This window comes from Streptomyces sp. RLA131 (assembly GCF_056270125.1).
The window spans coordinates 1,986,823-2,013,334 of the sequence record NZ_JBWDOQ010000002.1 but is presented as its reverse complement, the minus strand read 5'-3'; the positions used below and the strand labels follow the sequence as shown (position 1 = coordinate 2,013,334).

Genomic DNA, 26,512 nt, shown 5'->3' with positions numbered 1-26,512 from the left:
CCGAAGCTCACCAGACGACGCGTCCCAGCGTGAACCCCAGAGAGAAAGAGCCGTACGACAGCCATGGCTGAAACTGTTGCCGCCGGTGCTCCCGCCGGTGCCACCACCGAAGGGGCCATCCAGGTCGGCCAGCCCCGTGACGCCCGGGTCAGCGCGCCCGCGTCCTACGACGTGGCCGACTTCCCGGTCCCGCACGGCCGCGAGGAGGAGTGGCGGTTCACGCCTCTGGAACGGCTGCGCGGCCTGCACGACGGCAGCGCCGTCGCCGACAGCGGCGGCCAGGGCATCAGGGTCGAGGTGACCGCCCCCGAGGGCGTCACCGTCGAGACCGTGGGCCGTGACGACGCCCGGATCGGCAGGGCCGGCAAGCCGGTCGACCGGATCGCGGCGCAGGCGTACAGCTCCTTCGAGAAGGCCTCCGTGGTCTCCGTCCCCAAGGAGACGGTGCTCACCGAGCCGGTACGGATCGCCGTGCACGGCGAGGGCGGCACCGCCTTCGGCCACCAGGTCATCGAACTCGGAGCGTTCGCCGAGGCCGTCGTGGTCATCGACCACACCGGTGACGCGGTGCTCGCCGCCAACGTCGAGTTCCTGATCGGCGACGGCGCCAAGCTCACCGTCGTCTCGGTCCAGGACTGGGACGACAAGGCCGTGCACGCCGCCCAGCACACCGTGCTGGTCGGCCGTGACGCGAGCTTCAAGTCCGTGATCGTCACCTTCGGCGGCGACGTCGTACGCCTCCACCCGCGGGTCGTCTACGGCGGCCCGGGCGGTGAGGCCGAGCTGTTCGGCCTGTACTTCACCGACAAGGGCCAGCACCAGGAGCACCGCCTCTTCATCGACCACGACACGCCCCACTGCCGCAGCAACGTCGCCTACAAGGGCGCGCTGCAGGGCGAGGGCGCGCACGCGGTGTGGATCGGCGACGTCCTCATCCGCGCCGAGGCCGAGGGCACCGACACCTACGAGCTCAACCGCAACCTCGTCCTCACCGACGGCGCGCGGGTCGACTCGGTGCCGAACCTGGAGATCGAGACCGGCGAGATCGTCGGCGCCGGCCACGCCTCCGCGACCGGCCGCTTCGACGACGAGCAGCTGTTCTACCTGATGGCCCGCGGCATCCCGGCCGGCGAGGCCCGCCGTCTGGTCGTCCGCGGCTTCTTCGGCGAACTGATCCAGCAGATCGGCCTGCCCGACCTGGAGGAACGCCTGATGGCGAAGATCGACGCCGAGCTGGAGGCGTCCGTCTGATGGCCTTCGTACGAGCCTGCGCGCTGGGCGAGCTGGAGGAGGACACCCCCAAACGGGTGGAACTCCAGGGCACGCCCGTGTCCGTCGTGCGGACCTGCGGCGAGGTGTTCGCCATCAACGACGTCTGCTCGCACGCGAACGTCTCGCTGTCCGAGGGCGAGGTGGAGGACTGCCAGATCGAGTGCTGGCTGCACGGGTCCTCGTTCGATCTGCGGACCGGCAAGCCGTCCGGGCTGCCGGCCACGCGGCCGGTCCCCGTATACCCCGTAAAAATCGAAGGAGACGGCCCCGATGCGGCAGTGCTCGTCTCCGTCACCCAGGAGTCCTGAGGCACCCATGGCAACGCTTGAAATCCACGACCTGCACGTCACCGTCGAGGTCGAGAACGGCACCAAGGAGATCCTGCGCGGGGTCGACCTGACCGTGAAGCAGGGCGAGACCCACGCCATCATGGGCCCCAACGGCTCCGGCAAGTCCACCCTGGCGTACTCGCTGGCCGGGCACCCCAAGTACACGATCACCCGGGGCACCGTCACCCTCGACGGTGAGAACGTGCTGGAGATGACCGTCGACGAGCGGGCGCGGGCCGGTGTCTTCCTGGCCATGCAGTACCCGGTCGAGATCCCGGGTGTCTCGGTCTCCAACTTCCTGCGCACCTCGGCGACCGCCATCCGCGGCGAGGCCCCCAAGTTGCGCACCTGGGTGAAGGAGGTCAGGGAGGCCATGGAGCGTCTCCACATGGACCCCTCCTTCGCCGAGCGCAACGTCAACGAGGGCTTCTCCGGCGGTGAGAAGAAGCGCCACGAGATCCTCCAGCTGGAGCTGCTCAAGCCGCGGATCGCGATCCTCGACGAGACCGACTCCGGCCTGGACGTCGACGCCCTGCGCATCGTCTCCGAGGGCGTCAACCGGGTCCGCGAGAGCGGCCAGGTCGGCACCCTGCTGATCACGCACTACACGCGCATCCTGCGCTACATCAAGCCCGACCACGTCCACGTGTTCGCGCACGGCCGGATCGCCGAGTCCGGCGGCCCCGAGCTCGCGGACAAGCTGGAGAACGAGGGCTACGAGTCGTATGTGAAGGGTGGCGCAACCCAGTGACACGACCGCAGCTGCCGGGCCTGCTCGACACCGAGACGATCCGCAAGGACTTCCCGATCCTGGACCGCGTGGTCCACGACGGGAAGAAGCTCGTGTACCTGGACAACGCGGCGACCTCCCAGACGCCGCGCCAGGTCATCGACACCCTGAGCGAGTACTACGAGCGGCACAACGCCAACGTCCACCGTGGCGTGCACGTGCTCGCCGAGGAGGCCACGGCGCTGTACGAGGGTGCCCGCGACAAGGTCGCCGCCTTCATCAACGCGCCCAGCCGCAACGAGGTGATATTCACCAAGAACGCCTCGGAGTCGCTCAACCTGGTCGCCAACATGCTGGGCTGGGCCGACGAGCCGTACCGCGTGGACCGCGACACCGAGGTCGTCATCACGGAGATGGAGCACCACTCCAACATCGTGCCGTGGCAGCTGCTCGCACAGCGCACCGGCACCAAGCTGAAGTGGTTCGGGCTCACCGACGACGGCCGCCTCGACCTGAGCAACATCGAGCAGGTCATCACCGAGAAGACCAAGATCGTCTCGTTCGTCCTGGTCTCCAACATCCTCGGCACCCTCAACCCGGTCGAGGCCATCGTGCGCCGCGCCCAGGACGTCGGCGCCCTGGTCCTGATCGACGCCTCCCAGGCCGCCCCGCACATGGCCCTGGACGTCCAGGCGCTCGGCGCGGACTTCGTGGCCTTCACCGGCCACAAGATGTGCGGCCCGACCGGCATCGGCGTGCTCTGGGGCCGTCAGGAGCTGCTGGAGGACCTGCCGCCGTTCCTCGGCGGCGGCGAGATGATCGAAACCGTCTCGATGCACTCCTCGACCTACGCCCCGGCGCCGCACAAGTTCGAGGCCGGTACGCCCCCGATCGCCCAGGCGGTCGGCATGGGCGCGGCCGTGGACTACCTCTCCGCCATCGGCATGGACAAGATCGCCGCCCATGAGCACGCGATCACCGAGTACGCCCTCAAGCGGCTCCACGAGGTCCCCGACCTCAGCATCATCGGCCCCCCCACGGCCGAGAACCGCGGCGCCGCGATCTCCTTCACCCTCGGCGACATCCACCCCCACGACGTGGGCCAGGTGCTCGACGAGCAGGGCATCGCGGTCCGTGTCGGACACCACTGCGCCCGGCCGGTCTGCCTCCGGTACGGAATTCCCGCGACCACCCGGGCGTCGTTCTATCTGTACTCCACTCCGGGTGAGGTCGACGCACTGATCGACGGCCTGGAGCACGTGCGGAACTTCTTCGGATGAGGACGGCCGACTGGTGAAGCTCGATTCCATGTACCAGGAAGTGATCCTGGACCACTACAAGCACCCGCACGGGCGAGGCCTGCGCGACGGCGACGCCGAGGTGCACCATGTCAACCCGACCTGCGGCGACGAGATCACGCTCCGCGTACGGCTCGGCGGCAGCGACGGCGCGCGGATCGAGGACATCTCGTACGAGGGCCAGGGCTGCTCCATCAGCCAGGCCAGCGCCTCCGTGCTCAACGAGCTGCTGGTCGGCAAGGACTTCCCCGAGGCGCAGAAGATCCAGGAGACCTTCCTGGAGCTGATGCAGTCCAAGGGCAAGACCGAGCCGGACGAGGCGATGGAGGAGGTGCTGGAGGACGCGGTCGCGTTCGCCGGCGTCTCCAAGTACCCGGCGCGCGTGAAGTGCGCGCTGCTCAGCTGGATGGCGTGGAAGGACGCTACTGCCCAGGCCCTGGGCGATAGCGCGGCAAGGGAGACCGCATGAGCGACAACGCAGACACCGCGACGACCGCGACCACCGCGACGACCACGGCGACCACGACGAAGCCGGCGAGCGAGGAGGAGGTCCGCGAGGCCCTCTACGACGTCGTCGACCCCGAGCTGGGCATCGACGTCGTCAACCTCGGGCTCATCTACGGCATCCACATCGACGACTCCAATGTCGCCACCCTCGACATGACGCTCACCTCGGCGGCCTGCCCGCTCACCGACGTCATCGAGGACCAGGCCAGGTCGGCGACGGAGGGCATCGTCAGCGACCTCAAGATCAACTGGGTCTGGATGCCCCCGTGGGGCCCCGACAAGATCACCGACGAGGGCCGCGACCAGCTCCGGGCGCTCGGCTTCAACGTCTGACCCGTCTGGCACATGGGACATGGGTGTGGCCCGGCAGCACCGCTGCCGGGCCACACCCATGTCTCAGCGCGCCGTGAACAGCGGCGTCCAGCGGCTGCCGGACGTGGCGGAGGCCGCGCGGAAGCCGGACAGCACGGTCACGTGCTCGCCGCTGATGTCCGTCAGCAGAAGACGGTTGCGGAACTCGTTCGAGCTGCTGCACTTCTCGGGGTCGCAGCCCCAGGCGATGAGCCGGTCGTTGTCGGCCCAGGCGAGCAGCTCCTGCACGGGCTCCTTGCCGGCCCGTTCGCCGCTGCCGGCGTCGAGTACCTCGGTGGCGATGTCGCCGCCCTTGCCCACGAAGTCACCCGCGAGATGGCGGCCGTCGGGTGACAGCCCGGCGTAGGGGTAGCCCTTTTCCTCGCCCTTGGGCGCCGGCTGCTCATGGCCCTGGAGGTCGTAGAACCGGACTTCGCTCAGGGACACCTCGGTGACCTTCAGGAGTGAGCCGTCGCGGCTCCACTTCAGGTCCTCGCGCATGTTGCCGCCCAGGGACGGGTCCTGCGGCAGTCCGCGGTAGGTCTTCGTGCCGGATCCGGGGTCCACGAGGTAGTAGCCGGTCCGGCTCTGCACGGACCGGTTGATCTTCTCCGTGCCGACCATCGTCTCCGGCGTCCTGGCGTATGTCGTCACCGCCAGTTTGTCGCCCTTGGGCGACCAGCTCACGCCGCCGGCCGGGTGGTCCAGCTCGATCCAGCGGGTCACCTTGCCGGTGGCCATGTCCAGGAGGCCGACGCGCCCGCTGGGAAGCGGGCCCTCCAGGACGGCGGCGGTGCGCAGGCCGGGAGCCACGTCGAGATAGGCCCAGGGGACGGCGTCGTAGCGGCCGGTGGTGGTGTTGTAGAGATGCCAGGTGCGCTGGAGGGTGCGGACGGCCTTGGCGCCCTTGCCGGTCTGTACGACCCACTTGGTGGTGAAGTACGCCGAGACCGCCGTGTCGCCCGCCGCGATCAGATCCCGGGGCGGGGTCTGGTCGGGGTGGCCGACCACGTCGGCGGTGCCGGTGACCGAGGCGGGACGGCCCTCGGCGTGGTCGCGGAAACCCAGGCCGGGGACGGTGACGGCCGCGACCAGGACGGCGGCGGTCGCGGCGGCCACGGCCGCGACCGTCCGGATCCGGCGGCGGCGCCGCGCGTGCAGGACCCGGTCGGCCAGGCCGGCGGACGGGGCGGGGGCGTCGCCCGTCATGTCGTGGAGGGTGTCGCGCAGCAGCTCTTCGACGTTCATGACCGGGCCTCCGCGGGTGAGAAGTCCACAGGCAGGTGCGAAGGGGCGCCCAGCTCCGGGGCGGCCCTGCGCAGCTTGTCCAGGGCGCGGTGATTGGTGCTGCGGACCGTGCCGACCGAGCAGCCCAGCAGACGGGCGACCTCGGCCTCGGGCAGGTCCTCGAAGTAGCGGAGCACCAGGACGGTGCGCTGGCGCGCGGTGAGGCGCGCCAGCGCCTGCCGTACGACGATGCGCAGTTCGGCGGCCCCCGTGGCGTCGCCGTGCCCTGCGTCGTTCGCCGTAGGTTCCGGTGGCGCGGCCACCGTGGTCTCGCGGTGCGGCCAGCGCAGCCGCCAGCGGCTCACCTGCTGGCGGTACAGCACCTGCCGGACGTAGGCCTCCGGCTCGTCGATCCGGTGCCAGCGGCCGGCCGCCTTGATCAGCGCGTTCTGCAGCTGGTCCTCGGCGGCGTGGCGGTCCCCGCCGCTCAGCAGCACGGCCAGCCTCAGCAGCGCGGGCGAGCGGTTCGCCACGAACTCTCTGAAGCTCTCCTGCCCTTGGGCATCCATCCGTCACCTTTCCGTTGCGCTCTGCACTGACACAGACGCGTACGGATGCCCGCCGCTATGCCGCCCCCCGGGAGGTATTTTCCGGCTCGGCGGCTCCGCCCGCTGATGTGTACGGTCGTACGTATCGTTGTGTACACTCGTACGCATGGTGTACCTGATGCTCGGAGGCGCGATACTCGCCGAGGTCCTCGGCACGACCGCGATGAAGTACAGCGACGGCTTCAGCAGGCTCTGGCCGTCCCTGGGCACCACCGCCGGATATCTGATCGCCTTCATGCTGCTCGCGCGGACCCTGAAGACGATGTCCGTCGGCACCGCCTACGCGATCTGGGCGGGGACCGGCACCGCCGCCGTCGCCGCCATCGGCATGGTCTTCCTCGGCGAACAGGCGACCGCCGCCCGGCTGGCCGGGCTCGCCCTGGTGATCGCCGGCGTTGTCGTGCTCAACCTGGGCGGCGCGCACTGATGGCCCGCCGCTACGACCCCGACCGCCGCCGCCGCATCATCGACGCAGCGATCCGGGTGGTCGGCGAACGCGGCATCGCGGGGCTCAGCCACCGCGCGGTCGCCGCCGAGGCCGATGTGCCGCTCGGCTCGACGACGTACCACTTCGCGACCCTTGACGACCTGCTGGTCGCCGCCCTCCACCAGGCCAACGAGGAGTGCAAGCGCGACCTCGACGCGCGCACCGCGCTGACCGATCCGGGCACCGACCTCGCGGCCGACCTCGCCCGGCTGGTCGAGGAGATGGTCACCCGCGACCGGGCCCGCACCGAGCTGGAGTACGAGCTGTACCTGGCGGCGCTGCGCCGGGCCGCGGTACGCCCCATCGCCGCGGAGTGGGTGGACCTGATGACCGAGGTCATCGGGCGCCGCACCGACCCCGGCACCGCCCGCGCCCTGGCGGCCCTGGCCGACGGGCTCTGCCTGCAGGTTCTCCTCACCGGGCGGGAGTTCGACGCCGATCAGGCCCGCGCGATGTTCGCCCGGCTGATCCGGTGACCCCTTACTGGCCGATACCGGTCGCGACCTGATCCGTCCATCGCTGTGTACCGCACGTATACCCGCGATTGATCGATTCTGGAGGGGAACCGAATCCAGGAGTAGGCGTGAAACAGGCGATGAAGGACATCCCCAGAGTCGTATGGCTGCTGGCCGCCAGCATGTTCGTCGTCGCGGCCCTCAGCTTCACCTTCGTCTATCTCTTCGTCTACCTGACCGGGCCGCGCGGACTCAGCACCTCGCACGCCGGACTGATCGCCGGCCTCGGCGGCATCGGCATGGTCGTCGGCAACTTCACCGGCGGCTGGATCGGTGACCGTTTCGGGCACCGCCGCACCATCATCGCGGGCATGGTCGTCGCCGGCACCGTCCTGGCCGCGCTGCCGGTCCTGCCGATCGCCGCGCTCACCGTGCTCTTCCCGGTCTGCCAGTTCGGTACGGGCATCACCCGGGCGTCGAACTCCGCGCTCATCGCCTTCTCCGTGCCCGAGGGCGCCCGCCGCCAGGGCTTCGCGCTGCTGCGCTTCTTCGCCAACACCGGTGTCACCGTCGGCCCGCCGCTGGGCGCGCTGATCGCCGCGAGCTTCTCGTACGGCTGGCTGTTCGTCGCCGACGGCGCGGGCATGCTCTTCTTCGCCGTCTGGGCCGCTCTCATCCTCCCGGCCAACGGCAACAAGCGGCGGCGGCCCGTGTCCGCCGCGGCGGACACGGACGTCCCGGGGCTGTGGACGGCGCTGCGGGCGCGGCCGGCCGTGATCGTCGTCCTGGTGGCGATCCTGGTGGCCGACACCATCTACCGCCAGCAGTACTCCACCCTGCCGGTCTTCCTCGCCGACCACGGCATGGGCACGGGCTTCTACGGCGCGCTCATCGCCATCAACGGCGGGCTCGTCATCCTGCTGGAACTCCCGGTCACCGTCGCCCTGCGCGAACGCGCCCCCCTGCTGGTCATCGGCGGGGGCATCCTGCTGGTCGGCGCCGGATACGCGGCACTGGTCCTCGGCGGGTACATCGCCACCGCCATCGTGATGATGGCGCTGCTCACCTTCGGCGACATCCTGTACAAGTCGCCCTCCACGGCGTACATCGCCGACAACGCCCCCGACCACCTCCAGGGCCGCTTCCAGAGCCTGTACGCCGGCGCCTCCATCAGCGGCGTGGTCCTCGCCGCACCCCTGGGCGGAGCCCTGTACCAGGCGGCGCCCGGGCTGCTGTGGCCGGTCTGTGTCGCGCTGGTCGTGATCGTCGGCGGCGCCGTACTGGCCGCCCACCGCATGCCGTTGTTCCATCCGGCCCCCGCCGAGCAGGGCAGCGTCAGCGCGGTCACCCCGGGCTGACCAGCCGGAGCGGCGGGGGCGGGTTGGGCACGGCGCGGTATCGCAGGCTAGCGTTCGATACATGACTGAAACGACCTCTACGACCGCTACCCGCGCCACCGGTGCCGTCGCCGCGGGGCTGGCGACCGTCGCCGCCGACGGCACCGTTCTCGACACCTGGTTCCCCGCGCCCGAGCTCGTCGAGGCGCCCGGCCCGGCCGGCACCGAACGGCTGACCGGCGAGCGCGCCGCCGAACTCCTCGGCGGGACCGCGCCCAAGGCACTGGGGCCGGACGCGCGACGCGGCGTCGAGGTGATCGCCGTACGGACCGTCATCGCCTCGCTCGACGACAAGCCGCTGGACACCCACGACGTGTATCTGCGGCTGCACCTGCTCAGCCACCGCCTGGTCCGGCCGCACGGCCAGAACCTGGACGGCCTCTTCGGCCTGCTGGCCAACGTCGCCTGGACCTCCCTGGGCCCGGTCGCGGTGGACCAGGTCGAGACGGTGCGGCTGGCCGCCCGTGCCGAGGGCCTGCACCTCCAGGTCACCGGCATCGACAAGTTCCCGCGCATGACGGACTACGTCGCCCCGGCCGGTGTCCGGATCGCCGACGCCGACCGGGTCCGCCTGGGCGCGCACCTGGCGACCGGGACCACGGTCATGCACGAGGGCTTCGTCAACTTCAACGCCGGCACGCTGGGCACCTCCATGGTCGAGGGCCGGATCAGCGCGGGCGTCGTGGTCGGCGACGGCTCCGACATCGGCGGCGGCGCGTCGATCATGGGCACGCTCTCCGGCGGCGGCAAGCAGATCGTGTCGATCGGCGAGCGCTGCCTGCTCGGCGCGGAGGCCGGTATCGGCATCGCCCTCGGTGACGACTGCGTGGTCGAGGCCGGTCTCTACGTCACGGCCGGCACGCGGGTCACCCTGCCCGACGGCAAGATCGTCAAGGCGCTGGAGCTGTCCGGCGCGGACAATCTGCTCTTCCGCCGCAACTCCACCACCGGCACGGTCGAGGTGCTCCAGCGCACCGGCTCCTGGGGCGGCCTCAACGAGGTGCTCCACAGCCACAACTGACGTACTGTCAGTGCGCTGCGGTGTGGCTCCGCGTCTGCCGGACGTAGAGCCGCACCGCGTAGCCCAGCACCCGCACGATCCGGACCTGCCGGAACCCCGTGCGCAGCGCGTCACGCTTGGCCACGTCCGTGGGGGCGCCGAGGTCGGCGGGCGAGGCGTACGAACGGCTCACCACCCACACCCGGTCCGCGCCGCGCAGTGCAGCCGCCACCTTCTCCGGCTTGATCTCGCGGCCGGCGAGCGTCCCGGACCGTGCGCCCGAACGGGCCAGGGCGACATCGTCGACCCGGCGGAAGGCGCCCGGGTACGCCTCGGCGACCAGCCGCCGCACGGACGGCAGGAAGACCACGGCGTCCCCCGCGCGTGCCCCCGCGGCCACCACGCGGGCGGCGGCGGCCGGGTCGTCCGCCCGGCTGTCGACCCGGCGCACCTCCCGCTGGGCGGGCAGCGTGAGCGCCCCCAGCGCCACCATGAGCGCGGCGGCCACGACGACCGCCCCGCGCTTCACCGCGGCCACCGCGGTGAGGGCGGCGCCGGCCAGCCAGGCGAGGCCGGCGGTGGAGAACAGTACGTAACGGTCCTGGTAGAGCGGATGGAACTGCGACACGGCCAGCAGCACCGCCGGGGGCAGCACGGCGACCGGCAGCCCCAGGGCGACCAGCACGGCGAGGGACGGACGCGATGGTTCCGTGCCGAGCGCCGGGCCCGGGAGGGCGCCGGCCGCGCCGGCCGGGCCGCCCGTGCCGGCCGGGCGCGGCCCGGCGGTCAGCAGCGCGCCGCCCGCCCCGGCCCGTCCCCGGCCCCGGTCCCCACCCGGGTCCCGCCCGCGCAGCAGGGGCGCCGCCGCCGGCTCCCGCCCGGCGCCACCCGGGGAACCGGCCGGCGAGGACGCCCGCCCCGGCGCCCGGCGCAGACCCACCACCACGCCCGCCGCGCACAGTGCCCCCAGCACGGCCAGCGGCAGCGCGCCGCCCGCCCAGCCGCCGAGCAGCGCCCGTACGTCCGGCCACCCGGGGCGGGTGAGCCAGGACACCTGCGCGGTCTGCCCGGAGGCCACCCAGGCGACAGGCACTGCCGGGATCAGGGCGGCTAGGACTGCCGCGGCCCAGCGGCGCAGCGCGGGCGCCCCGGCCCGGGCCAGCAGGAGCGCGACGCCGTGGGCCGGGAGCACCAGGACGGCGAAGAGGTTGAGCACACAGGCGACGGCCAGGGCCACCGCGTACCCGGCCCATCGGCGGCGTACCAGGAAGTACGTGCCCCATACGACCGCCGCCGTGACGAGGGCGTAGGAGCGGCCCTCCTGGGCGTACCGGCTGACGACGGGCAGCAGGGCGAAGACGCAGCCGGACAGCAGCCCGGCGGCGGGCGAGTGGGCGGCGCGGCCGACAGCGGCCACGCCGGCGGCGGCAGCGGCGGCGGCCAGCAGGGAGGGGAGGCGGATGAGGACCTCCAGCGGCACGACACCGCCGAGCGCGGCCAGCAGCCAGTGCATCAGCAGGTAGTACGCGCCGTGGACGGCGTCGACGCTGCCCAGGGTGTGCCACAGCTGCGGCAGCGGCCGGCCGGCGATGGCGGCGGTGGTCGCCTCGTCCTGCCACAGGGAGTCACGGTCCAGACCGGGGACGCCCCCGCCCAGAACGATCAGTGCGGGGACACACATGGGGGCATACGCGGGGGCATACGCGGATATTCGCGCCCGGATTGCTCGAAGTGCTCGCATCGTGGCCTCGTCTGCCCGGGCTCCCCGCGCGCAAACAACGCGGGGAGCCCGGCGGACCCGGCGTCGATGCGGCTCGCCGGGGCCACGGCGAGAGGTGCGGGCCTTCGGGGCGCCGTCGGCGGAGAACCCGCCGTCGTGCGGACGGAGGTGTCGGCCCCGCCCGGGGCGGCCGGCCTGACCCGTCGGGTCTCCGAGCGGGGTGCGGTCGCCGCCCGCGCCGCCGGTGAAGAACACCCGGGCCGGGTTGAAGAGGGATGCCTACCAGCTCTCATCGTATGATGTATGCTGTATATCGTATGCAATATGAGATGTGCCGTATGCCGTATGCCGTATGCCGGGTCACGGGCGACGAGGAGCGTGAGCGGGTGACCCGGCGGCGCGGGCGCGGGTGGCCGGGCGGGGTCCCGCCGACGGCTCTACGCGCGTAATCTCCTTGGCTCGTCATGGCGTTGTCAAGGCACCCCCGGCCGGCCGGGGGTCGCCCGTAGGGTGAACCTCCTCACTGCCCCTCCGGGACTACGCTGGGTCCGCGTGCTCACGCTTCCGTGCCACGCCCTCACATCCCGTAAGCGTTTAGGAGACCTCGCCATGGCCGCTGACCGCCTCGACCTGCCGCCGGTACGGCTGCTGCCCGAGGACGAGCTGGCGCGGGCCGCGCTCGCCGCGCCGCTGCTGGAGCGCGCCGTACGGCTGGCCCGCTGGGCCGCGCCGCACGTCCGGGTGGACGCCATGGGGGAGTTGACCGAGGCGGACCTGCGGCGCGCCGTCACCGAACTGGGCCTGGGCGACCTACCCGACGGGCCCGCGGAGACCGCGCAGGCCTGGGGGGTCGCGATCGACGCCGGCCTGGTCGAGCTGGACATCGACGAGACGGCGGAGGAGACCGCCGCGCCCGACGCTGCCGCCGACGCGGACGACGCCGCCGGCCGGGCCGTCCCCGGTGAGGCGCTGGCACAGGTGGACGGCGGCCGGTCCCAGGACATCCTGGACGCCTGGCTGTCGTCCGTCGACACCGCGCTCGCCGAGGCGTCCTCACCCGACCTGGAAGGGCTCATCGACGAACTCGGCCCCGACGGCGACATCGACCCGGCCGCGCTGGGCTTCGACCCTGAGCAGGAGGCGGAGTTCCTGGACGGCGCGCTCGGCAACCTGTACATGTTCGGCGCGCTGGAGGAGAACGAGGCCGCTTCGGTGCCGCTGCCGGTGCTGGCGGCCTCCATGGTCGTCCCCGACGAGATGGAGGACCCCTCCGACGCGGTTCTCGAAGAGGTCACCGAGGTGATGCTGCGCCTGGACGGACACTTCCGGCTGCTCACCTCCACCGGTCTGATCGATTACGAGCCCGTCGACGAGGCACTCATCGAAGAGGCCGAGGACGGCACCGACGACGGGGAGTCCGGCCCCGCCGCAGAGCTCGACCCCGAGGAGGTCTCCCGTTACGGCCTGGTCCGGCTGACCCCCCTCGGCGTCTTCGGGGTCCGCGCCCGGCTGCTCGACTCCGGTGCCCACGCCCCGGCCACCGGGGACCTGGCCGGCCGGCCCGCCGCCGATCTGCTGGAGGCGCTCTTCCGGTACCCCGACGCCGCCGCCCGCCGCGAGGCCGACCAGTGGCTCGGCCGGCGCAAGCCCGCCGACGCCGCCGGTGAACTGCTGCAGGCCGCCCGCGGTGACGACCGCGGTGCCCCCGGCCGCCGACTGGTCGCCCAGCAGACCCTCAGCCTCCTGGGAGCGGAGGCCGAACCCGCCCTCCGTGACGTCCTGGACGACCGTGAACTCGGCGGCCTGGCCCGGGTCTGGCTCACCGAGCGCGGCGCCCCCGACGTTCCCGCCCCGGACCAGGATATGATCTTCTGGCTCACCGTCGACACCCTGGCCGCCCAGCTCGACGCCGACGACGACCTCGATCTGCTGCGGGAACTCGTCACCGACCTGGTGGCCCGGCACGACAGCTTCTTCGCCGCCGCCTGGCGGGTCGACCACCCCGCCACGGCCGACGTGCTGGAGGCCATGGGACGGCTGCACCCGGACCGGGCGGTCGCCAAGGAGGCCCGTAAGGCGGCCTTCAAGGCCCGCTCCGCGACCGGCGGCAACCAGTAGGCCGGACGAGCGCGGGGACGGACGCGGGGACGGGCGCGGGAAGCGGGCGCGGGAAGCGGGCGCGGGAATCCAACGCGGGAAACGGGCGCGGGAAACGGGCACTGGAACGAGTGGCCGAAATGGGTGGCCGAAAGTCAGGTTCAATTCAACTTCCGTTTGCCATAGGACGGGAGCGTGACCGACGGCGCATTACCAACCCATGACCCACGTCGCACGTGGACCACCAGGAGAGAAACGATGCCGCTCACCCGCAGGGACTTCGCCAAGCGTTCGGCCATCACCGGTGCGGGCATCGCGCTGGCCGGAACGGTCGACGTGCTCGCCACCGCCCCCGGCGCGCTCGCCGCGGACGCGCCCGCCTCCGCGGCGGCCGCCGCCACCGCCCGGCACAGCGGCAAGCTCGGCTACGGTGAGCTGGTCGCCGACCCCGACGGCATCCTCGCGCTCCCCGAGGGCTTCTCGTACCGGATCATCACCCGTACCGGCGTCACCACGCTGGAGACCGGCGAGTCCACCCCCTCCAACCACGACGGCACCGCCACCTTCCAGGGCCTGCGCGGCGCGACCCTCCTCGCCAACAACCACGAGCTCAGGGGCCCCCGCAGTGGCTGGCCGCACCCGGTGCCGCTCACCGAGGGCCTGGTGTACGACCCGGCGGCGTCCGGCGGCGTGACCATCGTCGAGGTCGCCAAGCACGGCTCGGACGTGGCCGAGTGGGTCGGTGTGGCCGGCACCTCCACCAACTGCGCGGGCGGCGCCACCCCCTGGGGTACCTGGCTGACCTGCGAGGAGACCGAGGACAAGGCCGGCTCCAACGGCATGACCAAGGACCACGGCTACGTCTTCGAGGTCGACCCCTACGACCGCAAGGCCAACCACGACCCCAAGCCGGTCAAGGCCCTCGGCCGCTACGCCCACGAGGCCGTCGTCGCCGACCCCAAGAGCGGCCACCTCTACCTCACCGAGGACGCCTCCGGCCCCAACGGCCTGCTCTACCGCTGGACCCCGCCGGCCGGTTTCCGCCACGGCCGCGGCAAGCTGCGCACCCTGGCCGACGACGCCGGTGTGCTCCAGGCCTTCAAGTGCTTCGACTCCGGGGGTCAGTTCGTCGACGACCTCTCCCGCGCCACGAAGATCGGCACCGTCTACGGCGTCGACTGGATCGACGTCCCGGACCGCGACGCCAAGACGGTGTCGACGCGCAAGCAGTTCGCCGCCGGCGAGATCACCCGGGCCCGCAAGCTCGAAGGCATGTGGTGGGGTGACGGCGGTGTCTACATCGTCGCCTCCTTCGCCCGTGACGAGAGCCCGGTCCAGCACGACGGCATGGTCTGGTTCTACGACCCCAGGCGCCGCACCCTGACCCTGAAGGTCCTGCTGGGCGTCAACCCCGACCCGTCCGTGGACGGTGCCTTCGACGGCCCCGACAACATCACCGTCTCGCCCTACGGCGGCCTGGTCATCGCCGAGGACGGCGAGGGCGTCCAGCACCTCTTCGGCGCCCTGGGCGACGGCCGCACCTACCCCATCGCCCGCAACGACCTCAACATCGGCACCGCGGACGACCCGGAGTTCAGCGAGTTCACCGGCGTGACCTTCTCGCCCGACGGCAGGACGCTGTTCGCCAACATCCAGGACCCGGGCATCATGCTGGCCATCACCGGCCCCTGGCGCCGCCAGAGCTGCTGACGACGCCGTACGCCTGACCGCCCGCGCGGGCGGTTACGCCCGAGCCCGCCGCGCAGCCGCTGTCACAGCGCCTGCGCGGCGGGCTTGACCATGCCCTTGACCGTGCGCGAGTCCACGAACTCGCCCATGGCCGTCATCTCCCACTCGCCGGAGAACTGCCGGACCAGCTTGGCCATCATCACTCCCGTCCGGGGCTCCCCCTGGGTGAGGTCGAAGCGCACCAGTTCCTCGCCGGTGATGGCGTCGAGCAGCCGGCAGTACGCCTTGGCGACCTTGTCGAACTTCTGGCCGGAGAAGGAGTTGACGGTGAAGACCAGACCGGTGACCTCGGGCGGCAGGCCACCGAGGTGCACGGTGATCGCCTCGTCGTCGCCGGCGCCCTCACCGGTGAGGTTGTCCCCGGAGTGCTGGACGGCGCCGCCCAGGATGGTGAGCTTGCCGAAGTAGCAGGACGCGATGTGGTTGCGCTGCGGGCCGTAGGCGATGACCGAGGCGTCGAGGTCGATGTCCTTGGACCGGAAGGCGGGCTCCCAGCCCAGGCCCATCCGTACGCCGGACAGCAGCGGCTTGCCGCCCTTGACCAGGGAGACCGTCTGGTTCTTCTGGAGGCTGACCCGGCCCTTGTCCAGGTTGACCTTCCCGGACGCCACCGGGGCCGGTGCGGCCGGCGCGGCGGCCGGGGGAGCGGGCGGCGGCGGGGGGATGTCGGTGACGGCGGGGCCGGAGGGCGGGGCCGCGACGGGAGCCGGCGGGGCGACCGCTGCCGGCGCCGCGACCGGCGGGGCGACCGGGGCCGCGGCCTGCGCCGGCTCGTCGACACTCACGCCGAAGTCCGTCGCGATCCCGGCCAGCCCGTCGGCGTACCCCTGCCCGACCGCCCGGGCCTTCCAGGCGCCGCCGCGCCGGTAGACCTCCACCACGACCAGCGCGGTCTCACTGCCGAGCTGCGGCGGGGTGAAGGTGGCGATCACACTGCCGTCCCCGGCGTCCCGGATGGTCGCGGTCGGTTCGATGCCCGCGAAGGTGCTCCCGGCCGCGTCCGGGCTCGCGGTGACCACCACCTTCTCGATGTCCGCCGGGACGGCCGCGGTGTCCACGACGATCGAGTCGGGCCGGTATGTCACACCGGGGCCGTCGGGCTGGTTGTAGAAGACGAAGTCGTCGTCCGAGCGCACCTTGCCGTCGGCGGCGATCAGCAGACCCGAGATGTCGAGGCGCACGGGCGCGGCGACCTCCACCGCGACGCGCTGGGCGGCGAGGGGGACATTCGAGCCGGGTGTCATAGCGGTCATGTTCTCGATAACGAGCGATCCCCCTTTACGGTTCCATTACCGAACGGGGTCGTCGGGGCCGGCGCCGATCCGTACCCGTACGGCCGTACGGTCGATATCCAGCTGATCCAGCAACTCCGCCGCCGGGTCGGGGTGTTCGCATTCCAGCAGGGCGACGAGCAGGTGCTCGGGCGTGATCCGCCGGCTCCGGGCCCGGGCGGTCTCCCGGACGGCGCGCTCCAGCACACCGCGCGCGGCGGAGCTGAACGGGGTCCGCTTGCGCGAGGCCGGGATCGCCGGCAGCTCCATCCCGCTGACGTCCACACCCACGCAGGCGAGCGCCGCCCGGTCCAGGTCCCGCAGCCCGGCGCGGGCCGTCGTCAGGTCCGTGCCCAGGGCCCGCGCGGCCGCCGAGCCGGGGTCGTGCAGCAGCCCGAGCAGCAGGTGCTCGGTGCCCAGCCGGCGGTCGCCGCGCAGCCGGGCCTCCTCCAGTGCCGAGGTGACGGTGTCGCGTGCTCCGCTCGCCATCTGCTTGAACATCTACGGCCTCCCTCTCTCACTTCTCCTGCTTGGTGTGCTTCGCGTGCACGGACTGCCGCGACACGCCCAGCGCGTCTCCGATCTGCTCCCACGACCACCCCTGCTCCCGGGCCAGCAGCACCGAGGCCGTCTCGACCCGTTCGGCCAGCCGGTGCAGCGCGCTCACGGCCCGAAGGCCGACGGCAGGGTCGTGGGACCGGATCCGTGCGGTGAGTTCTTCCGCTTCCATGTCTGTCAGTCTGGGCTGACAAAGTGAATGTGTCAACCCAGACTGACAACCCGCCGAGGAGTCCCCGTTTCGTTCCCGAACCGTCCGGGAAAGCCGTTCTGAGCTACACGAGAGCCTCAACAGCTGTGGGCGGCAACCCTGTTGGAGGGTGCCGACCCACCGATGGAGGGACAGCCCCGTGGAAGACCCCGCAGAGATCCAAGAACCCGCGGAGACCGAAGACCCCGCGGAGACCGAAGAACCCGTCGAGGAGAGGGAACAGCGCGCCACCCACTTCCTGGCGACGCTCGGAGCCGGAGCGATCGCCCACCCCGGCGGCACCCTGCTCGACCACCTGCACCGCGTACGCGGCCTGCTCGCCGGCTGGGGAGCCCGTCCGGAACTACGGCTCGCCGGACTCTGCCACGCCGCCTACGGCACCGACGGATTCCCGACCGCCCTGCTGCCCCTGGACCGCCGCGCCGACCTCGCCGCCCTCATCGGCGCCGAGGCCGAGCAGCTGGTCTACGACTACGCCGGCTGCGACCGGCAGGCCACCTACCCCGGCCTCGCCGACGACGGCACCGCGTCCTTCCGTAACCGCTTCACCGGCCGGGCCCACCACCCCACCGCCGCCCTGCGGCGCGACTTCGCCGAACTGACGGTCGCCAACGAACTCGACCTCGTCCTCACCAGCACCGAGTTCCGCGACCGCTGGGGCGCCGAACTCCTCCGTCTCTTCACCCGCTTTCGGCCACTGCTCAGCGACCCCGCCTGGAAGGAGTGCGTGACGGCCTGCGGAACCTGACCGGGATCAGCGCCTACGGCTGAGGCCGCTCCGGCAGCAGAAACGCCCGCCGCTCGTCCGGCGTCAGCTCCCGGAACACCCGCGCCCGGGCCCGGCGGAGCAGGGAGTCCACATCGCCGTCGGCGGGCTCCCAGACCCGTACGGTCCGGTCCCGGCAGGCCGTCGCCAGACGCGAACCGTCCGGGTGCCACGACAGGCCGTTCACCCAGTCGTCGTGCACGCCCAGCACGGCGACCTCGGCGGCGGTGTCGGGATCCCACAGCCGGACGGTCCGGTCCCGGGACGCCGAGGCGACAAGCCGGCCGTCGGGGGACCAGGCGACATCCTGCACCCGGTCCTCATGGCCGGTCATGACGGCGAGCTCGGTGCCGGCGAAGGGATCCCACAGACGGAGCGTACGGTCCCGGGACCCGGTGACCAGGCGGCGGCCGTCGGGGGACCAGGCGACCTTCCAGGCATGGTCACCACGGCCCTGGAGACGGGCCACGGCCGCGCCGCCGGCCGTGTCGCGGACGATGACCGTCCGGTCGGTGCAGGTGGTGGCCAGATGAAGGCTGTCGGGGGACCAGGCGGTGCCGGTGACCCAGCCGTCGTGATCGTCGAGGATGTGGAGCACGGCCCCGGTACCGGCATCCCAGACACGGGCGGTGCCGTCACGGGACGCGGTGGCGATCCGGGTGCCGTCGGGGGACCAGGAGATGTCGGACAGCTCCTCGCTGTGACCCGACAGCGCCAGCCGCCCGCCGGCCCCGTCGATCCGCCAGACGACGGCCGAGCCGTCCCGCAGCGCGGCGACGAGCCGCGTGCCGTCCGGCGACCAGGCGACATCGGCGACCTCCCCGGACGCCGCGCCGCCCCGGAGTCCCTCCGTGCGCAGCACGGCCCCGGTGGCCGCGTCCCAGATCCGTACCGTGCCGTCCTGGGAGGTCGAGGCGAGGAGGTCCCCACCGGGCGACCAGGCGACCTGCCAGACCGAGTCCCGGTGGCCGTGAAGGGTGCTGCTCCGTTCCGTCACGTCCCACACGGCCACGGTGCGGTCCCGGGAGACGGTCGCGATCCGCTCGCCCTCCGGTGACCAGGCGATCCCGTACACGCTGTCGGCGTGACCGGTCAGCCAGGTCACCCCGGTCCCGCCGCCCAGGGTCCACACGCGGGCCGTACGGTCCTCGTCGCTCGCGGCCAGGCGGCTCCCGTCCGGGGACCAGGCCACGCGGTCGAAGGAGTCCATGCCCGTGAATCTGCGCTCCTCGGTCCAGGTGCGGGTGTCCCACAGCCGCACGGTGCGGTCGTCGGAGGCGGAGGCCACACGGCTGCCGTCCGGGGACCACGCCACATCCGCCACCATGTCCCGGTGGCCGGTGAGTACCTGGACGGCGGCCCCGGCCCCCGGCTCCCAGATCCGCACCGTCATGTCCTCGCCCGAGCTGACGATCCGCTGCCCGTCGGGCGACCAGTCCAGCCCCCACACCATGGCCTCGTGGCCACGCAGCACACACACCTCGGCGAACGTGACACCGTCCCAGACGCGCACCGCGAGGTCACTGCCCGCCGAGGCCAGCCGGCCGCCGTCCGGCGACCAGGCGATGCCGCCGATCCCCCGGTCGCTTTCGCCGGCCGCCTCCCCGTGACGCAGCACGGCCACCTCCGCCCAGGTCCCGGTATCCCAGACGAGCAGCGTCCGGTCGCGCGAACCCGCGGCCAGCCGCCGGCCGTCGGGCGACCACGCCACATCGGGCATCCAGTCGCCACCCCCGCTCAGCACGACGGGACCGGTGTCGACGGCACCGGGGTCGTCCCCCGTTCCCCAGATCCGTACCGTCCCGTCGTCCGACGACGCCGCCAGCCACCGGCCGTCCGGCGACCAGGTCACGGCCGACGCCCCCAGCCCGAAGCCCCGCAACACCCTCCGCAGCCGCGACGCCCCCAGCGCGGTGTGCAGCGCCTGCACCGCACGCGGCGTCGCGGCACACTCCTCGACAGCCGCCAGCGCCGCCAGCATGGCCGGTTCCGGTTCACGCGAGGCGCTCTCCAGCACCCGGACCGCCACCGCGTCCGCCACCCGCGCCATCGCCACCCGGTCCCGCCGCACCGACCGCTCCACGAACTCCGCGACCAGCGGGATCCCGCCGTCCTCCACCACCCACTGCCGGGCGACCGCCAGCCGTTCACCGGCCAGCAGATACGCGTCCGAGCGCTCCGCGTGCTCCCAGTCCTGCGCCCAGCGCTCCAGCTCGGTGCGCCGCCGCAGCTCCTCCGCGCGGGCCTGAACCGCCTGCCGCAGTGGCGGCCACTGCCGGAACAGGGCCTCGTGGGCGACGTCCAGGACACCCCCGTCACCGGTGAGCAGACGCCCGGAGACAAACGCGTCGGCGACCTCCCGCCCGGCCCGCGACAGATCGGCGCGCGGCACACGACGCCGGGTCGGCTCATTGCGGTCGACGGTGACGAACCGCAGCAGCGTCTCGACGACCGGCGCGCCGGCCAGCTCGGCCTTGATCCGGTCGGCCCGCTCCGACAGCGCCCCGGCGACCCCGCCCAGCGCCCGGTACGCCTCGGCCGTCACGGTGCCGCCCGGCCCCCCGGCCCGCAGGTACAGCTCCTGCAACGTATAGGCGAGCAACGGGAGCGCGTCCCCGCCGCCGCAGTCGTCGACCATGCGGGCGACGACCCCGTCGGCGAAGGCCAGCCCGGCCTGCTCGGCGGGCCGCCCGATCACCTCGTACAGCTCCTCGCGGCCCAGGACACCGATCACCGAGGGCCGGCGGACGAGGTCGGCGAAACCGGCGTCCAGCAGGCCGGTCAGGAAGTCCGAGCGCAGCGTGGCCACGATCCACAGCCGGGCGTCGGCGTGCAGCGCGTCGCGCACGGCGGCCAGGAACGCGGCCCGCTCGTCCGGCCCGGACAGGGTCAGCAGCTCCTCCAGCTGGTCGACGACCAGCAGCGCCGGCCGGGCCTCGGGCAGCCCGCCCAGGGCACGTACGAATCCGGCCACCGGATCCGTACCGGGCCGCAGTACCGGGCCCACCGTCCACCGGCCGCGCCGCCGGGCGAGCGCGGGCAGCAGTCCGGCCAGGACCAGGGACGACTTGCCGCTGCCGGAAGGGCCGACGACCGTCACGAACCGATGGGCGCGGGCCGGCACGGCGGGGTGGAGGCGGTCGACGAGCTCGGCGATCTCGCGGTCCCGGCCGAAGAAGACCGCCGCGTCCTGCTCGGTGAAGGCCTCCAGGCCGGGGTAGGGCGGCTGGCCGGACTCCCAGACCCGGCGCGGCGCACCGGGCCGGTCCAGCAACTGCAGCCAGATCTGGCCCGCGACCAGCGCGGCGAGCCCCACCCCCACCAGGGGCACCGACCAGTCGCGCAGCAGGCGCAGCGCCAGCGGTACATGGCCGGTCTCGCCGGTGGCGTAGTTGGTGGCGATCCCCAGCAGCGCGCCCACCAGCACCAGCAGGACGTCGAGCACCGGTTTGAGCACGCGTCGATCCACGGACCGACAACTTATCGGGTCAGTGCGGCCAGATCGGCGGACGGGTGGTGAAGTGGCCGCCCAGGCGGGCGTGTTCGGGGTCGGCCGGATCCGGTTCGCCGTGCTTGGCGAGGAGTTCGGCGGCGTACGGCTCGGAGTCGTCCTGCGGCTCGTACCCCAGGGCCCGGGCCGAGGACAGGTCCCACCACAGCCGGGTGTTGGCCGAACTGCCGTAGCAGACGGTGTGCCCGACGCCCTCGGCCGTCAGCGCCGCGTGCAGCAGCCGGGCCCCGTCGGCCGGGCTCAGCCAGAGCGACAGCATGCGCACCGAACTCGGCTCGGCGAAGCACGAGCCGATACGGACGGAGACCGTCTCCAGTCCGTGCCGGTCCCAGTAGAGCTGGGCGAGGTCCTCGCCGAAGGACTTGGACAGGCCGTAGAAGGTGTCGGGCCGGCGCGGCGTGCCGACCGGGATGAGCGGATCGTCCCCCCGGGGGCGCGGGGTGAAGCCGACTGCGTGGTTGCTGGAGGCGAACACCACCCGGCGGACGCCTTCCTCGCGGGCCGCCTCGTACAGGTTGTACGTGCCCTCGATATTGGCCTTGAGGATCTTGTCGAAGGGGGCTTCCAGCGAGATACCGGCCAGATGGACGATCGCGTCGACGCCGCGGACGGCCTCGCGCAGCGCCGCCCGGTCGGCGAGGTCGGCGGTGATCGCCTCCGGGGCCCCGTCGACCTCGGTGAGGTCCAGGAGCCGCAGTTCGTAGCCGTACGCGGGGAGGAGCTCGCGCATCAGGGTGCCCATGCCGCCGGCGGCGCCGGTGAGCAGGACGGTGCGGGGAGCGGGCATGGCACGTTCTCCTTGGCCGGGGGTGTGGGCGGGCGGAGCGCTTCCGGGTGCGTCAAGGAGTCGTGCCGAGGGCGTGCTTGACCCCCTGACCGGAGGTCCCCTAGCGTAACGATGTTCATGAATATGGACAATGATCAGATGGACGTACGCTCCTGACCTGTGGTGCCGCACCGGCCCCGCGCCCGGACGGCTCGTCGAACACGGCAGGGCGTCGCCCGGCAGGATCCGACAACCCACCGCAGCAGGAGTCGAGTTGGCAGTGTCCCAGCCGTCGAAGCCGTCGCATCCGTCCCGAAATTCGCAGCCGTCGCAGCCGTCGCAGCCGTTGAAGCCGTTGAAGCCGTTGAAGGTCTCGGCCTTCCTCTACCCCTGGGACGTCATCGGCGACCCGGACGCCGCCCACCGCATCGCCGACCTCGGCATCGGCCAGGTCACCCTCGCCTCCGCCTACCACTCCACCCGGGCCCTCACCCCCCGCCACCCCCGGCACCGCGTCGTCACCGCCCCGCACGCCGCCGTGCTCTACCCGCCCTCCGGCCCGCGCTGGGCCGGACGCGAACTGCGGCCCCGCCCGCAGAACTGGATCCCCGTGGCCGACGCGTACGCCACCGCCGCAGAAGCCCTCGCCGACGCCGGGCTGGCCGTCCACTCCTGGGTCGTACTGGCCCACAACTCCCGGCTGGGCGAGGACCACCCCCGGATCCGCGTCACCAACGCCTACGGCGACCGCTACCCCTGGGCCCCCTGCATCGCCCGGCCCGAGGTCCGCGCATACGCCGTCGCCCTGGCCGCCGAGGCCGCCGTCCGCCCCGGTGCGGGCGGCACCGAACTCGAATCCTGCGGCTGGTACGGCTTCGCCCACCTCCACGCCCACGACAAGGTCGCCGGCGTCCCGCTGGACGCCGCCGCCCAGTACCTGATGTCGCTCTGCTTCTGCTCCGTCTGCCGCGAGGGATACGCCGGGCTCGGCGCCGACGACCCGCGGGACGCGGTGCGCAGGGCCCTCGCCCCGGTCTGGGCGGGGGAGTGGACCCCGGGCCCCGACGAATGGGCCGACATCGAAGAGCTCCTCGGCGCCGACCTCGCCGCCCTCACCCTGGCCTGGCGCGGCCGGATCGCCCGGGACTTCCAGCGGGACGTCATCGCCGCCGTGCGCGCCGAGGCCCCCGACGGCTTCCAGGTCCTCCTGCACGCCGACCCCGCCCTCCACCACTGCGGTGCCAACGCCGGCGTCGACCCCGCCCACGTACTGGCCCACGCCGACGGCCTCGTCCTCCCCGGCACCGCCCTGCTCGCCGGCTGCGTCCCCCACGCCCGCCCCGGCACCGTGCTCGCCGCCAACCTCCCGGTCGTCGCCGGCCTGGGCGGCAGCCCCGGCACCCTGGCCGCCGACATCGCCCACGCCACCGCGCTGGGCGCGAGTGAGCTCCGCCTCTACCACGCGGGACTGGCCTCGGACGCGGATCTCGCGGCGGTGCGGGCGGCCCTTCGGGCGAGTTGACCCGAGGGTGGCTACTGGCTACTGGCTACTGGCTACCGCTCCTCCGGGCCGCCGCCGTAGGTCCTGAGCACACTCGTGTCCAGGGGTCCAGGGGTCCAGGGGCCCAGGGTGACCGTGTCGCCGAACGAGAACTTGACGGGCTCCCGGTAGTCGGGCAGCGAGTGGATCGCGCCAGTGCCCGAGCGGGGATCCACGATCAGGTAGTGGGCGATGCCCATCGCCTTGTAGTCGGTGACCTTCTCCTCGTAATCGTTCTCGGGATCGGACCTGGCGACGACCTCGACCACCAGGAGGACCTGTTCCGGCCGCAAGGCGGCCACATCGGGTTCCAGGTCGCATTCGGCGAACACCATGATGTCGGGACGACGCAGCCGGCCGAGAGCGGGATCCACAAGGTCGGCTCCGCCGTGGGCGATGAATCCGGGGTGGGTCCGGAGTAGCTGGGCGTTGAGTTGCCGGCTGAGTCGGATCACGGCCAGCTCGTGTCGAGCTACCGGTGACATCATCATGATGATCTCGCCGTGGGCGATCTCCACTGCTCCCACCCCGGGTACTTCCGGCAGCGCCTCGGCGATCCGACGGAGCTCGGCGAAGGTCTCGGGGTCCATGTCCCCGACGTTAGCGGGGAGCCGGTCGGGGAGCCGGTAGCCGGTAGCCGGGAGCCGGTAGCCGGAAAGCGGGGGACGGTTGCTCGCTGGTTCATGATCCGCATCCTGCGACCACCCCCGGGCGGGTGCTTCGGATTGCACCGGCTTCGTCCGAATGAGTGACGGGCCGTTCACTGCCGCGGGGGCAAAGTTCGTTCAGCCCATTGACTCGGCCTCTGCGCGGCTCTAACTTCATCGCGTCGTACTTCGTACGTCATATATGAGACGCCATACGCGAGATCTGAGAGCTGCCATGGACCTGCTGGCTGGTGCTGTGCCGACGCCTATTCCCTCCCGCACCCAGTACGTGCTGGAGACGATCAAGCACGGCATACTGACCGGCCAGTTGCGGCCGGGGCAGGCCCTGGTGGAGACCGAACTGGCCGCGCAGTTCGGGGTGTCGAAGACGCCGGTGCGTGAGGCGCTCAAGACGCTGGCCGGCACCGGGCTGGTGGTGATGAGCCAGTACAAGGGCGTGACGGTGCGCACGGTGGACGCCGAGATGGCCCGGCAGGTCTACGACGTACGGCTGCTGCTGGAGCCGGAGGCCCTGCGGCGGACCATCGCGCAGCGCGCGTCGCTGGAGGCGGCGCGGGACGCGCTGACGCGGGCGGACGCGGCGGCGGACAGGGCCGACCGGTCGCTGGCCAACCGGGACTTCCACCGGGCGCTGTACGTGCCCTGCGGGAACCCGTTGCTGGCGCGGATGCTGGACGACGTACGGGACCAGGCGGCGCTGGTGTCGGCCGTGGTGTGGCAGGAGACGCCGTCGTGGGAGCAGGAGGCCAGCGAGCACCGGGAGATCCTGGCGCGGGCGCTGGACGGCGACGGCGACGGCGCGGCGCACCTGCTGCACCGGCACATCACGGAATTCGTGGCAAGGGCCTTTCCCGAGCACGGGCTGGAAGAGCCGGCCCCATGAGCCGCGGGCGCGCGCAGTGAGGGGACGGTCCTGCGCGCGCCCGCACCCCAGGTTCCGCACGCCGGCAGCCGCAGCCGCGAGCCGCAGCCGGGCGCCGCAGCCGCGAGCCGGCCGCCGGAACCGCAAGCCGTAGTCGCACACCGGGAAGGCCTCAGCCGTGGCCGTAGGCCGTGAGAAGGGCAGACCGCATGTCATTCGCAGAGCAGTCGTCAGCGCTCGCCGAGGTCGTGGCGATACCGGTGACCCCGTTCGACGCCGGGGGCGGCGTGGAGCGGACGGCCTACCGGGTGCTGTTGCGCAGGCTGCTCGACGCGGGGGTGCGGACGGTCACGCCGAACGGCAACACCGGTGAGTTCTACGCCCTGGAGCCCGCCGAACGCCGGCTGGTCGTGGAACTGACCATGGCGGAGGCGGCCCAGGACCCGGACACCCAGGTGATCGTCGGGGTCGGGCACGACGTGCCGACGGCGACCGCGGCCGCGCGGCACGCCCGTGAGGCCGGGGCGCAGATGGTGATGGTGCATCAGCCGATCCATCCGTATGTCTCGCCGGACGGCTGGGTGGACTACCACCGGGCCATCGCGGAGGCGGTCCCGGAACTCGGAGTGGTGCCCTACATCCGCAACGCGCTGCTGGACGGCGAGGTGATCGGCCGGCTGGGCGAGCTGTGCCCCAACGTGATCGGGGTGAAGTACGCGGTGCCGGACGCGGCGCGGTTCGCCGCGGTGGCGCGGGACGCGGGGCTGGACCGCTTCACGTGGGTGGCGGGGCTGGCCGAGCTGTACGCGCCGTCGTACTGGGCGGTGGGGGCGACCGGCTTCACCTCGGGGCTGGTGAACGTGGCGCCCCGGGTGTCGCTGGAGATGCTGCGGGCGCTGCGCGACGGGGACTACGTGGCCGCGATGAAGGTCTGGGAGCGGATCCGCGAGTTCGAGGAACTGCGCGCGGAACGCCAGTCGGCCAACAACGTGTCGGTGGTGAAGGAGGCGCTGGCGGTCCAGGGCCTGTGCCGGCGCGACGTCCGGCCGCCGAGCCGTCTGCTGGAGGAGGAGACGCGCGGGCGGGTCGCCGCCCTGCTCGCCGGCTGGGATCTGTCCTGAGCCCCCGCCGT

General features: G+C 72.4%; 25 protein-coding genes. 16 read left to right on the top strand and 9 right to left on the bottom strand.

What is annotated here, in order from left to right; all coding sequences use genetic code 11:
* The first annotated feature begins 63 nt into the window (after positions 1-63).
* From sufD to RWE79_RS10095, 6 genes are read left to right on the top strand one after another with little or no spacing between them, the layout of a single operon-like run.
* Positions 64-1,251, top strand: a complete 1,188-nt coding sequence (sufD, locus tag RWE79_RS10120) for a Fe-S cluster assembly protein SufD (protein WP_475939692.1) — start codon at positions 64-66, stop codon at positions 1,249-1,251.
* Positions 1,251-1,580, top strand: a complete 330-nt coding sequence (locus RWE79_RS10115; RefSeq protein WP_475939691.1) for a non-heme iron oxygenase ferredoxin subunit — start codon at positions 1,251-1,253, stop codon at positions 1,578-1,580. The genes sufD and RWE79_RS10115 overlap by 1 nt, the downstream gene beginning before the upstream one ends.
* A 7-nt stretch (positions 1,581-1,587) precedes the next feature.
* Positions 1,588-2,352: a Fe-S cluster assembly ATPase SufC gene (gene sufC, locus RWE79_RS10110; protein WP_475939690.1), complete on the top strand. Its 765-nt coding sequence runs from the start codon at positions 1,588-1,590 to the stop codon at positions 2,350-2,352.
* On the top strand, positions 2,349-3,611 hold the full coding sequence (locus RWE79_RS10105) for a cysteine desulfurase (protein ID WP_475939689.1): 1,263 nt from the start codon (positions 2,349-2,351) through the stop codon (positions 3,609-3,611). Before sufC ends, RWE79_RS10105 begins: the two co-directional genes overlap by 4 nt.
* Before the next feature lie 13 nt (positions 3,612-3,624).
* On the top strand, positions 3,625-4,098 hold the full coding sequence (gene sufU / locus RWE79_RS10100; protein WP_475939688.1) for a Fe-S cluster assembly sulfur transfer protein SufU: 474 nt from the start codon (positions 3,625-3,627) through the stop codon (positions 4,096-4,098).
* Positions 4,095-4,469, top strand: a complete 375-nt coding sequence (locus tag RWE79_RS10095; RefSeq protein ID WP_475939687.1) for a metal-sulfur cluster assembly factor — start codon at positions 4,095-4,097, stop codon at positions 4,467-4,469. Before sufU ends, RWE79_RS10095 begins: the two co-directional genes overlap by 4 nt.
* Before the next feature lie 63 nt (positions 4,470-4,532).
* Here the strand turns inward: RWE79_RS10095 and RWE79_RS10090 are convergent, their stop codons facing one another.
* Both RWE79_RS10090 and RWE79_RS10085 read right to left on the bottom strand, forming a co-directional pair.
* Positions 4,533-5,735, bottom strand: coding sequence for a WD40 repeat domain-containing protein (locus tag RWE79_RS10090; RefSeq protein ID WP_475939686.1), 1,203 nt, complete (start codon positions 5,733-5,735; stop codon positions 4,533-4,535).
* Positions 5,732-6,283 carry a SigE family RNA polymerase sigma factor gene (locus tag RWE79_RS10085; protein WP_475939685.1) on the bottom strand — a complete coding sequence of 184 codons (552 nt, stop codon included), beginning with the start codon at positions 6,281-6,283 and terminating at the stop codon, positions 5,732-5,734. The genes RWE79_RS10090 and RWE79_RS10085 overlap by 4 nt, the downstream gene beginning before the upstream one ends.
* A 145-nt stretch (positions 6,284-6,428) precedes the next feature.
* On the opposite strand from RWE79_RS10085, the gene RWE79_RS10080 reads away from it, so the two are divergent.
* The 4 genes from RWE79_RS10080 (at position 6,429) to dapD (ending at position 9,682) form a co-directional block, all read left to right on the top strand.
* On the top strand, positions 6,429-6,749 hold the full coding sequence (locus RWE79_RS10080; RefSeq protein WP_475939684.1) for a DMT family transporter: 321 nt from the start codon (positions 6,429-6,431) through the stop codon (positions 6,747-6,749).
* Positions 6,749-7,285: a TetR/AcrR family transcriptional regulator gene (locus tag RWE79_RS10075; RefSeq protein WP_475939683.1), complete on the top strand. Its 537-nt coding sequence runs from the start codon at positions 6,749-6,751 to the stop codon at positions 7,283-7,285. Before RWE79_RS10080 ends, RWE79_RS10075 begins: the two co-directional genes overlap by 1 nt.
* A gap of 119 nt (positions 7,286-7,404) precedes the next feature.
* Entirely contained in the window at positions 7,405-8,622 is a 1,218-nt protein-coding gene (locus RWE79_RS10070; RefSeq protein ID WP_475945726.1) for an MFS transporter, read from the top strand.
* Positions 8,623-8,683: 61 nt separating this feature from the next.
* A complete protein-coding gene (gene dapD, locus RWE79_RS10065) occupies positions 8,684-9,682 on the top strand; it encodes a 2,3,4,5-tetrahydropyridine-2,6-dicarboxylate N-succinyltransferase (RefSeq protein WP_475939682.1) in 999 nt (332 codons plus the stop codon).
* 7 nt (positions 9,683-9,689) lie between these two features.
* Here the strand turns inward: dapD and RWE79_RS10060 are convergent, their stop codons facing one another.
* Entirely contained in the window at positions 9,690-11,342 is a 1,653-nt protein-coding gene (locus RWE79_RS10060) for a glycosyltransferase family 39 protein (protein WP_475939681.1), read from the bottom strand.
* Between the two features lie 648 nt (positions 11,343-11,990).
* On the opposite strand from RWE79_RS10060, the gene RWE79_RS10055 reads away from it, so the two are divergent.
* Entirely contained in the window at positions 11,991-13,499 is a 1,509-nt protein-coding gene (locus RWE79_RS10055) for a hypothetical protein (protein WP_475939680.1), read from the top strand.
* A 237-nt stretch (positions 13,500-13,736) separates the two neighbouring features.
* Positions 13,737-15,188 (top strand): alkaline phosphatase PhoX, encoded by a 1,452-nt coding sequence (locus tag RWE79_RS10050; protein ID WP_475939679.1) that lies wholly within the window; start codon positions 13,737-13,739, stop codon positions 15,186-15,188.
* A gap of 62 nt (positions 15,189-15,250) precedes the next feature.
* On the opposite strand, the gene RWE79_RS10045 is transcribed toward RWE79_RS10050, so the two are convergent.
* From RWE79_RS10045 to RWE79_RS10035, 3 genes are read right to left on the bottom strand one after another with little or no spacing between them, the layout of a single operon-like run.
* Positions 15,251-16,480 carry a TerD family protein gene (locus RWE79_RS10045; protein WP_475939678.1) on the bottom strand — a complete coding sequence of 410 codons (1,230 nt, stop codon included), beginning with the start codon at positions 16,478-16,480 and terminating at the stop codon, positions 15,251-15,253.
* A gap of 36 nt (positions 16,481-16,516) precedes the next feature.
* Positions 16,517-16,999, bottom strand: coding sequence for a Clp protease N-terminal domain-containing protein (locus RWE79_RS10040; protein ID WP_475939677.1), 483 nt, complete (start codon positions 16,997-16,999; stop codon positions 16,517-16,519).
* A gap of 16 nt (positions 17,000-17,015) precedes the next feature.
* Complete coding sequence (locus RWE79_RS10035) at positions 17,016-17,228, bottom strand: helix-turn-helix domain-containing protein (protein WP_475939676.1); 213 nt, start codon at positions 17,226-17,228, stop codon at positions 17,016-17,018.
* Positions 17,229-17,505: 277 nt separating this feature from the next.
* Between RWE79_RS10035 and RWE79_RS10030 the strand changes: the two genes are divergently transcribed.
* The gene (locus tag RWE79_RS10030; RefSeq protein ID WP_475945724.1) at positions 17,506-18,015 is read left to right on the top strand and encodes a DUF6817 domain-containing protein; all 510 of its coding nucleotides are present in this window, start codon (positions 17,506-17,508) and stop codon (positions 18,013-18,015) included.
* 13 nt (positions 18,016-18,028) lie between these two features.
* Here the strand turns inward: RWE79_RS10030 and RWE79_RS10025 are convergent, their stop codons facing one another.
* On the bottom strand, positions 18,029-21,502 hold the full coding sequence (locus RWE79_RS10025; RefSeq protein ID WP_475939675.1) for an nSTAND1 domain-containing NTPase: 3,474 nt from the start codon (positions 21,500-21,502) through the stop codon (positions 18,029-18,031).
* Between the two features lie 19 nt (positions 21,503-21,521).
* Entirely contained in the window at positions 21,522-22,331 is an 810-nt protein-coding gene (locus RWE79_RS10020; RefSeq protein WP_475939674.1) for an NAD-dependent epimerase/dehydratase family protein, read from the bottom strand.
* Between the two features lie 343 nt (positions 22,332-22,674).
* Here RWE79_RS10020 and RWE79_RS10015 point away from each other — a divergent pair, with 343 nt between their 5' ends.
* Entirely contained in the window at positions 22,675-23,832 is a 1,158-nt protein-coding gene (locus RWE79_RS10015; protein ID WP_475945722.1) for a hypothetical protein, read from the top strand.
* Positions 23,833-23,864: 32 nt separating this feature from the next.
* Here the strand turns inward: RWE79_RS10015 and RWE79_RS10010 are convergent, their stop codons facing one another.
* Positions 23,865-24,440: a Uma2 family endonuclease gene (locus RWE79_RS10010; protein ID WP_475939673.1), complete on the bottom strand. Its 576-nt coding sequence runs from the start codon at positions 24,438-24,440 to the stop codon at positions 23,865-23,867.
* 292 nt (positions 24,441-24,732) lie between these two features.
* Between RWE79_RS10010 and RWE79_RS10005 the strand changes: the two genes are divergently transcribed.
* Together RWE79_RS10005 and RWE79_RS10000 are read left to right on the top strand one after the other, a co-directional pair.
* Entirely contained in the window at positions 24,733-25,401 is a 669-nt protein-coding gene (locus RWE79_RS10005; protein WP_475939672.1) for a GntR family transcriptional regulator, read from the top strand.
* Between the two features lie 188 nt (positions 25,402-25,589).
* Positions 25,590-26,501 carry a dihydrodipicolinate synthase family protein gene (locus tag RWE79_RS10000; RefSeq protein WP_475939671.1) on the top strand — a complete coding sequence of 304 codons (912 nt, stop codon included), beginning with the start codon at positions 25,590-25,592 and terminating at the stop codon, positions 26,499-26,501.
* Positions 26,502-26,512 lie beyond the last annotated feature (11 nt).

What these genes read in the sequence shown, in the direction of transcription:
- sufD (WP_475939692.1), top strand. Translation starts at nt 64, where the DNA reads ATGGCTGAAACTGTTGCCGCCGGTGCTCCCGCCGGTGCCACCACCGAA.
- RWE79_RS10085 (WP_475939685.1), bottom strand. Translation starts at nt 6,283, where the DNA reads ATGGATGCCCAAGGGCAGGAGAGCTTCAGAGAGTTCGTGGCGAACCGC.
- RWE79_RS10060 (WP_475939681.1), bottom strand. Translation starts at nt 11,342, where the DNA reads ATGTGTGTCCCCGCACTGATCGTTCTGGGCGGGGGCGTCCCCGGTCTG.
- RWE79_RS10055 (WP_475939680.1), top strand. Translation starts at nt 11,991, where the DNA reads ATGGCCGCTGACCGCCTCGACCTGCCGCCGGTACGGCTGCTGCCCGAG.
- RWE79_RS10005 (WP_475939672.1), top strand. Translation starts at nt 24,733, where the DNA reads ATGGACCTGCTGGCTGGTGCTGTGCCGACGCCTATTCCCTCCCGCACC.
- RWE79_RS10035 (WP_475939676.1), bottom strand. Translation starts at nt 17,228, where the DNA reads ATGGAAGCGGAAGAACTCACCGCACGGATCCGGTCCCACGACCCTGCC.
- RWE79_RS10070 (WP_475945726.1), top strand. Translation starts at nt 7,405, where the DNA reads ATGAAGGACATCCCCAGAGTCGTATGGCTGCTGGCCGCCAGCATGTTC.
- RWE79_RS10095 (WP_475939687.1), top strand. Translation starts at nt 4,095, where the DNA reads ATGAGCGACAACGCAGACACCGCGACGACCGCGACCACCGCGACGACC.
- RWE79_RS10090 (WP_475939686.1), bottom strand. Translation starts at nt 5,735, where the DNA reads ATGAACGTCGAAGAGCTGCTGCGCGACACCCTCCACGACATGACGGGC.
- RWE79_RS10040 (WP_475939677.1), bottom strand. Translation starts at nt 16,999, where the DNA reads ATGTTCAAGCAGATGGCGAGCGGAGCACGCGACACCGTCACCTCGGCA.
- RWE79_RS10075 (WP_475939683.1), top strand. Translation starts at nt 6,749, where the DNA reads ATGGCCCGCCGCTACGACCCCGACCGCCGCCGCCGCATCATCGACGCA.
- RWE79_RS10115 (WP_475939691.1), top strand. Translation starts at nt 1,251, where the DNA reads ATGGCCTTCGTACGAGCCTGCGCGCTGGGCGAGCTGGAGGAGGACACC.
- dapD (WP_475939682.1), top strand. Translation starts at nt 8,684, where the DNA reads ATGACTGAAACGACCTCTACGACCGCTACCCGCGCCACCGGTGCCGTC.
- RWE79_RS10000 (WP_475939671.1), top strand. Translation starts at nt 25,590, where the DNA reads ATGTCATTCGCAGAGCAGTCGTCAGCGCTCGCCGAGGTCGTGGCGATA.
- RWE79_RS10080 (WP_475939684.1), top strand. Translation starts at nt 6,429, where the DNA reads ATGGTGTACCTGATGCTCGGAGGCGCGATACTCGCCGAGGTCCTCGGC.
- RWE79_RS10050 (WP_475939679.1), top strand. Translation starts at nt 13,737, where the DNA reads ATGCCGCTCACCCGCAGGGACTTCGCCAAGCGTTCGGCCATCACCGGT.
- RWE79_RS10020 (WP_475939674.1), bottom strand. Translation starts at nt 22,331, where the DNA reads ATGCCCGCTCCCCGCACCGTCCTGCTCACCGGCGCCGCCGGCGGCATG.
- RWE79_RS10010 (WP_475939673.1), bottom strand. Translation starts at nt 24,440, where the DNA reads ATGGACCCCGAGACCTTCGCCGAGCTCCGTCGGATCGCCGAGGCGCTG.
- RWE79_RS10045 (WP_475939678.1), bottom strand. Translation starts at nt 16,480, where the DNA reads ATGACCGCTATGACACCCGGCTCGAATGTCCCCCTCGCCGCCCAGCGC.
- sufC (WP_475939690.1), top strand. Translation starts at nt 1,588, where the DNA reads ATGGCAACGCTTGAAATCCACGACCTGCACGTCACCGTCGAGGTCGAG.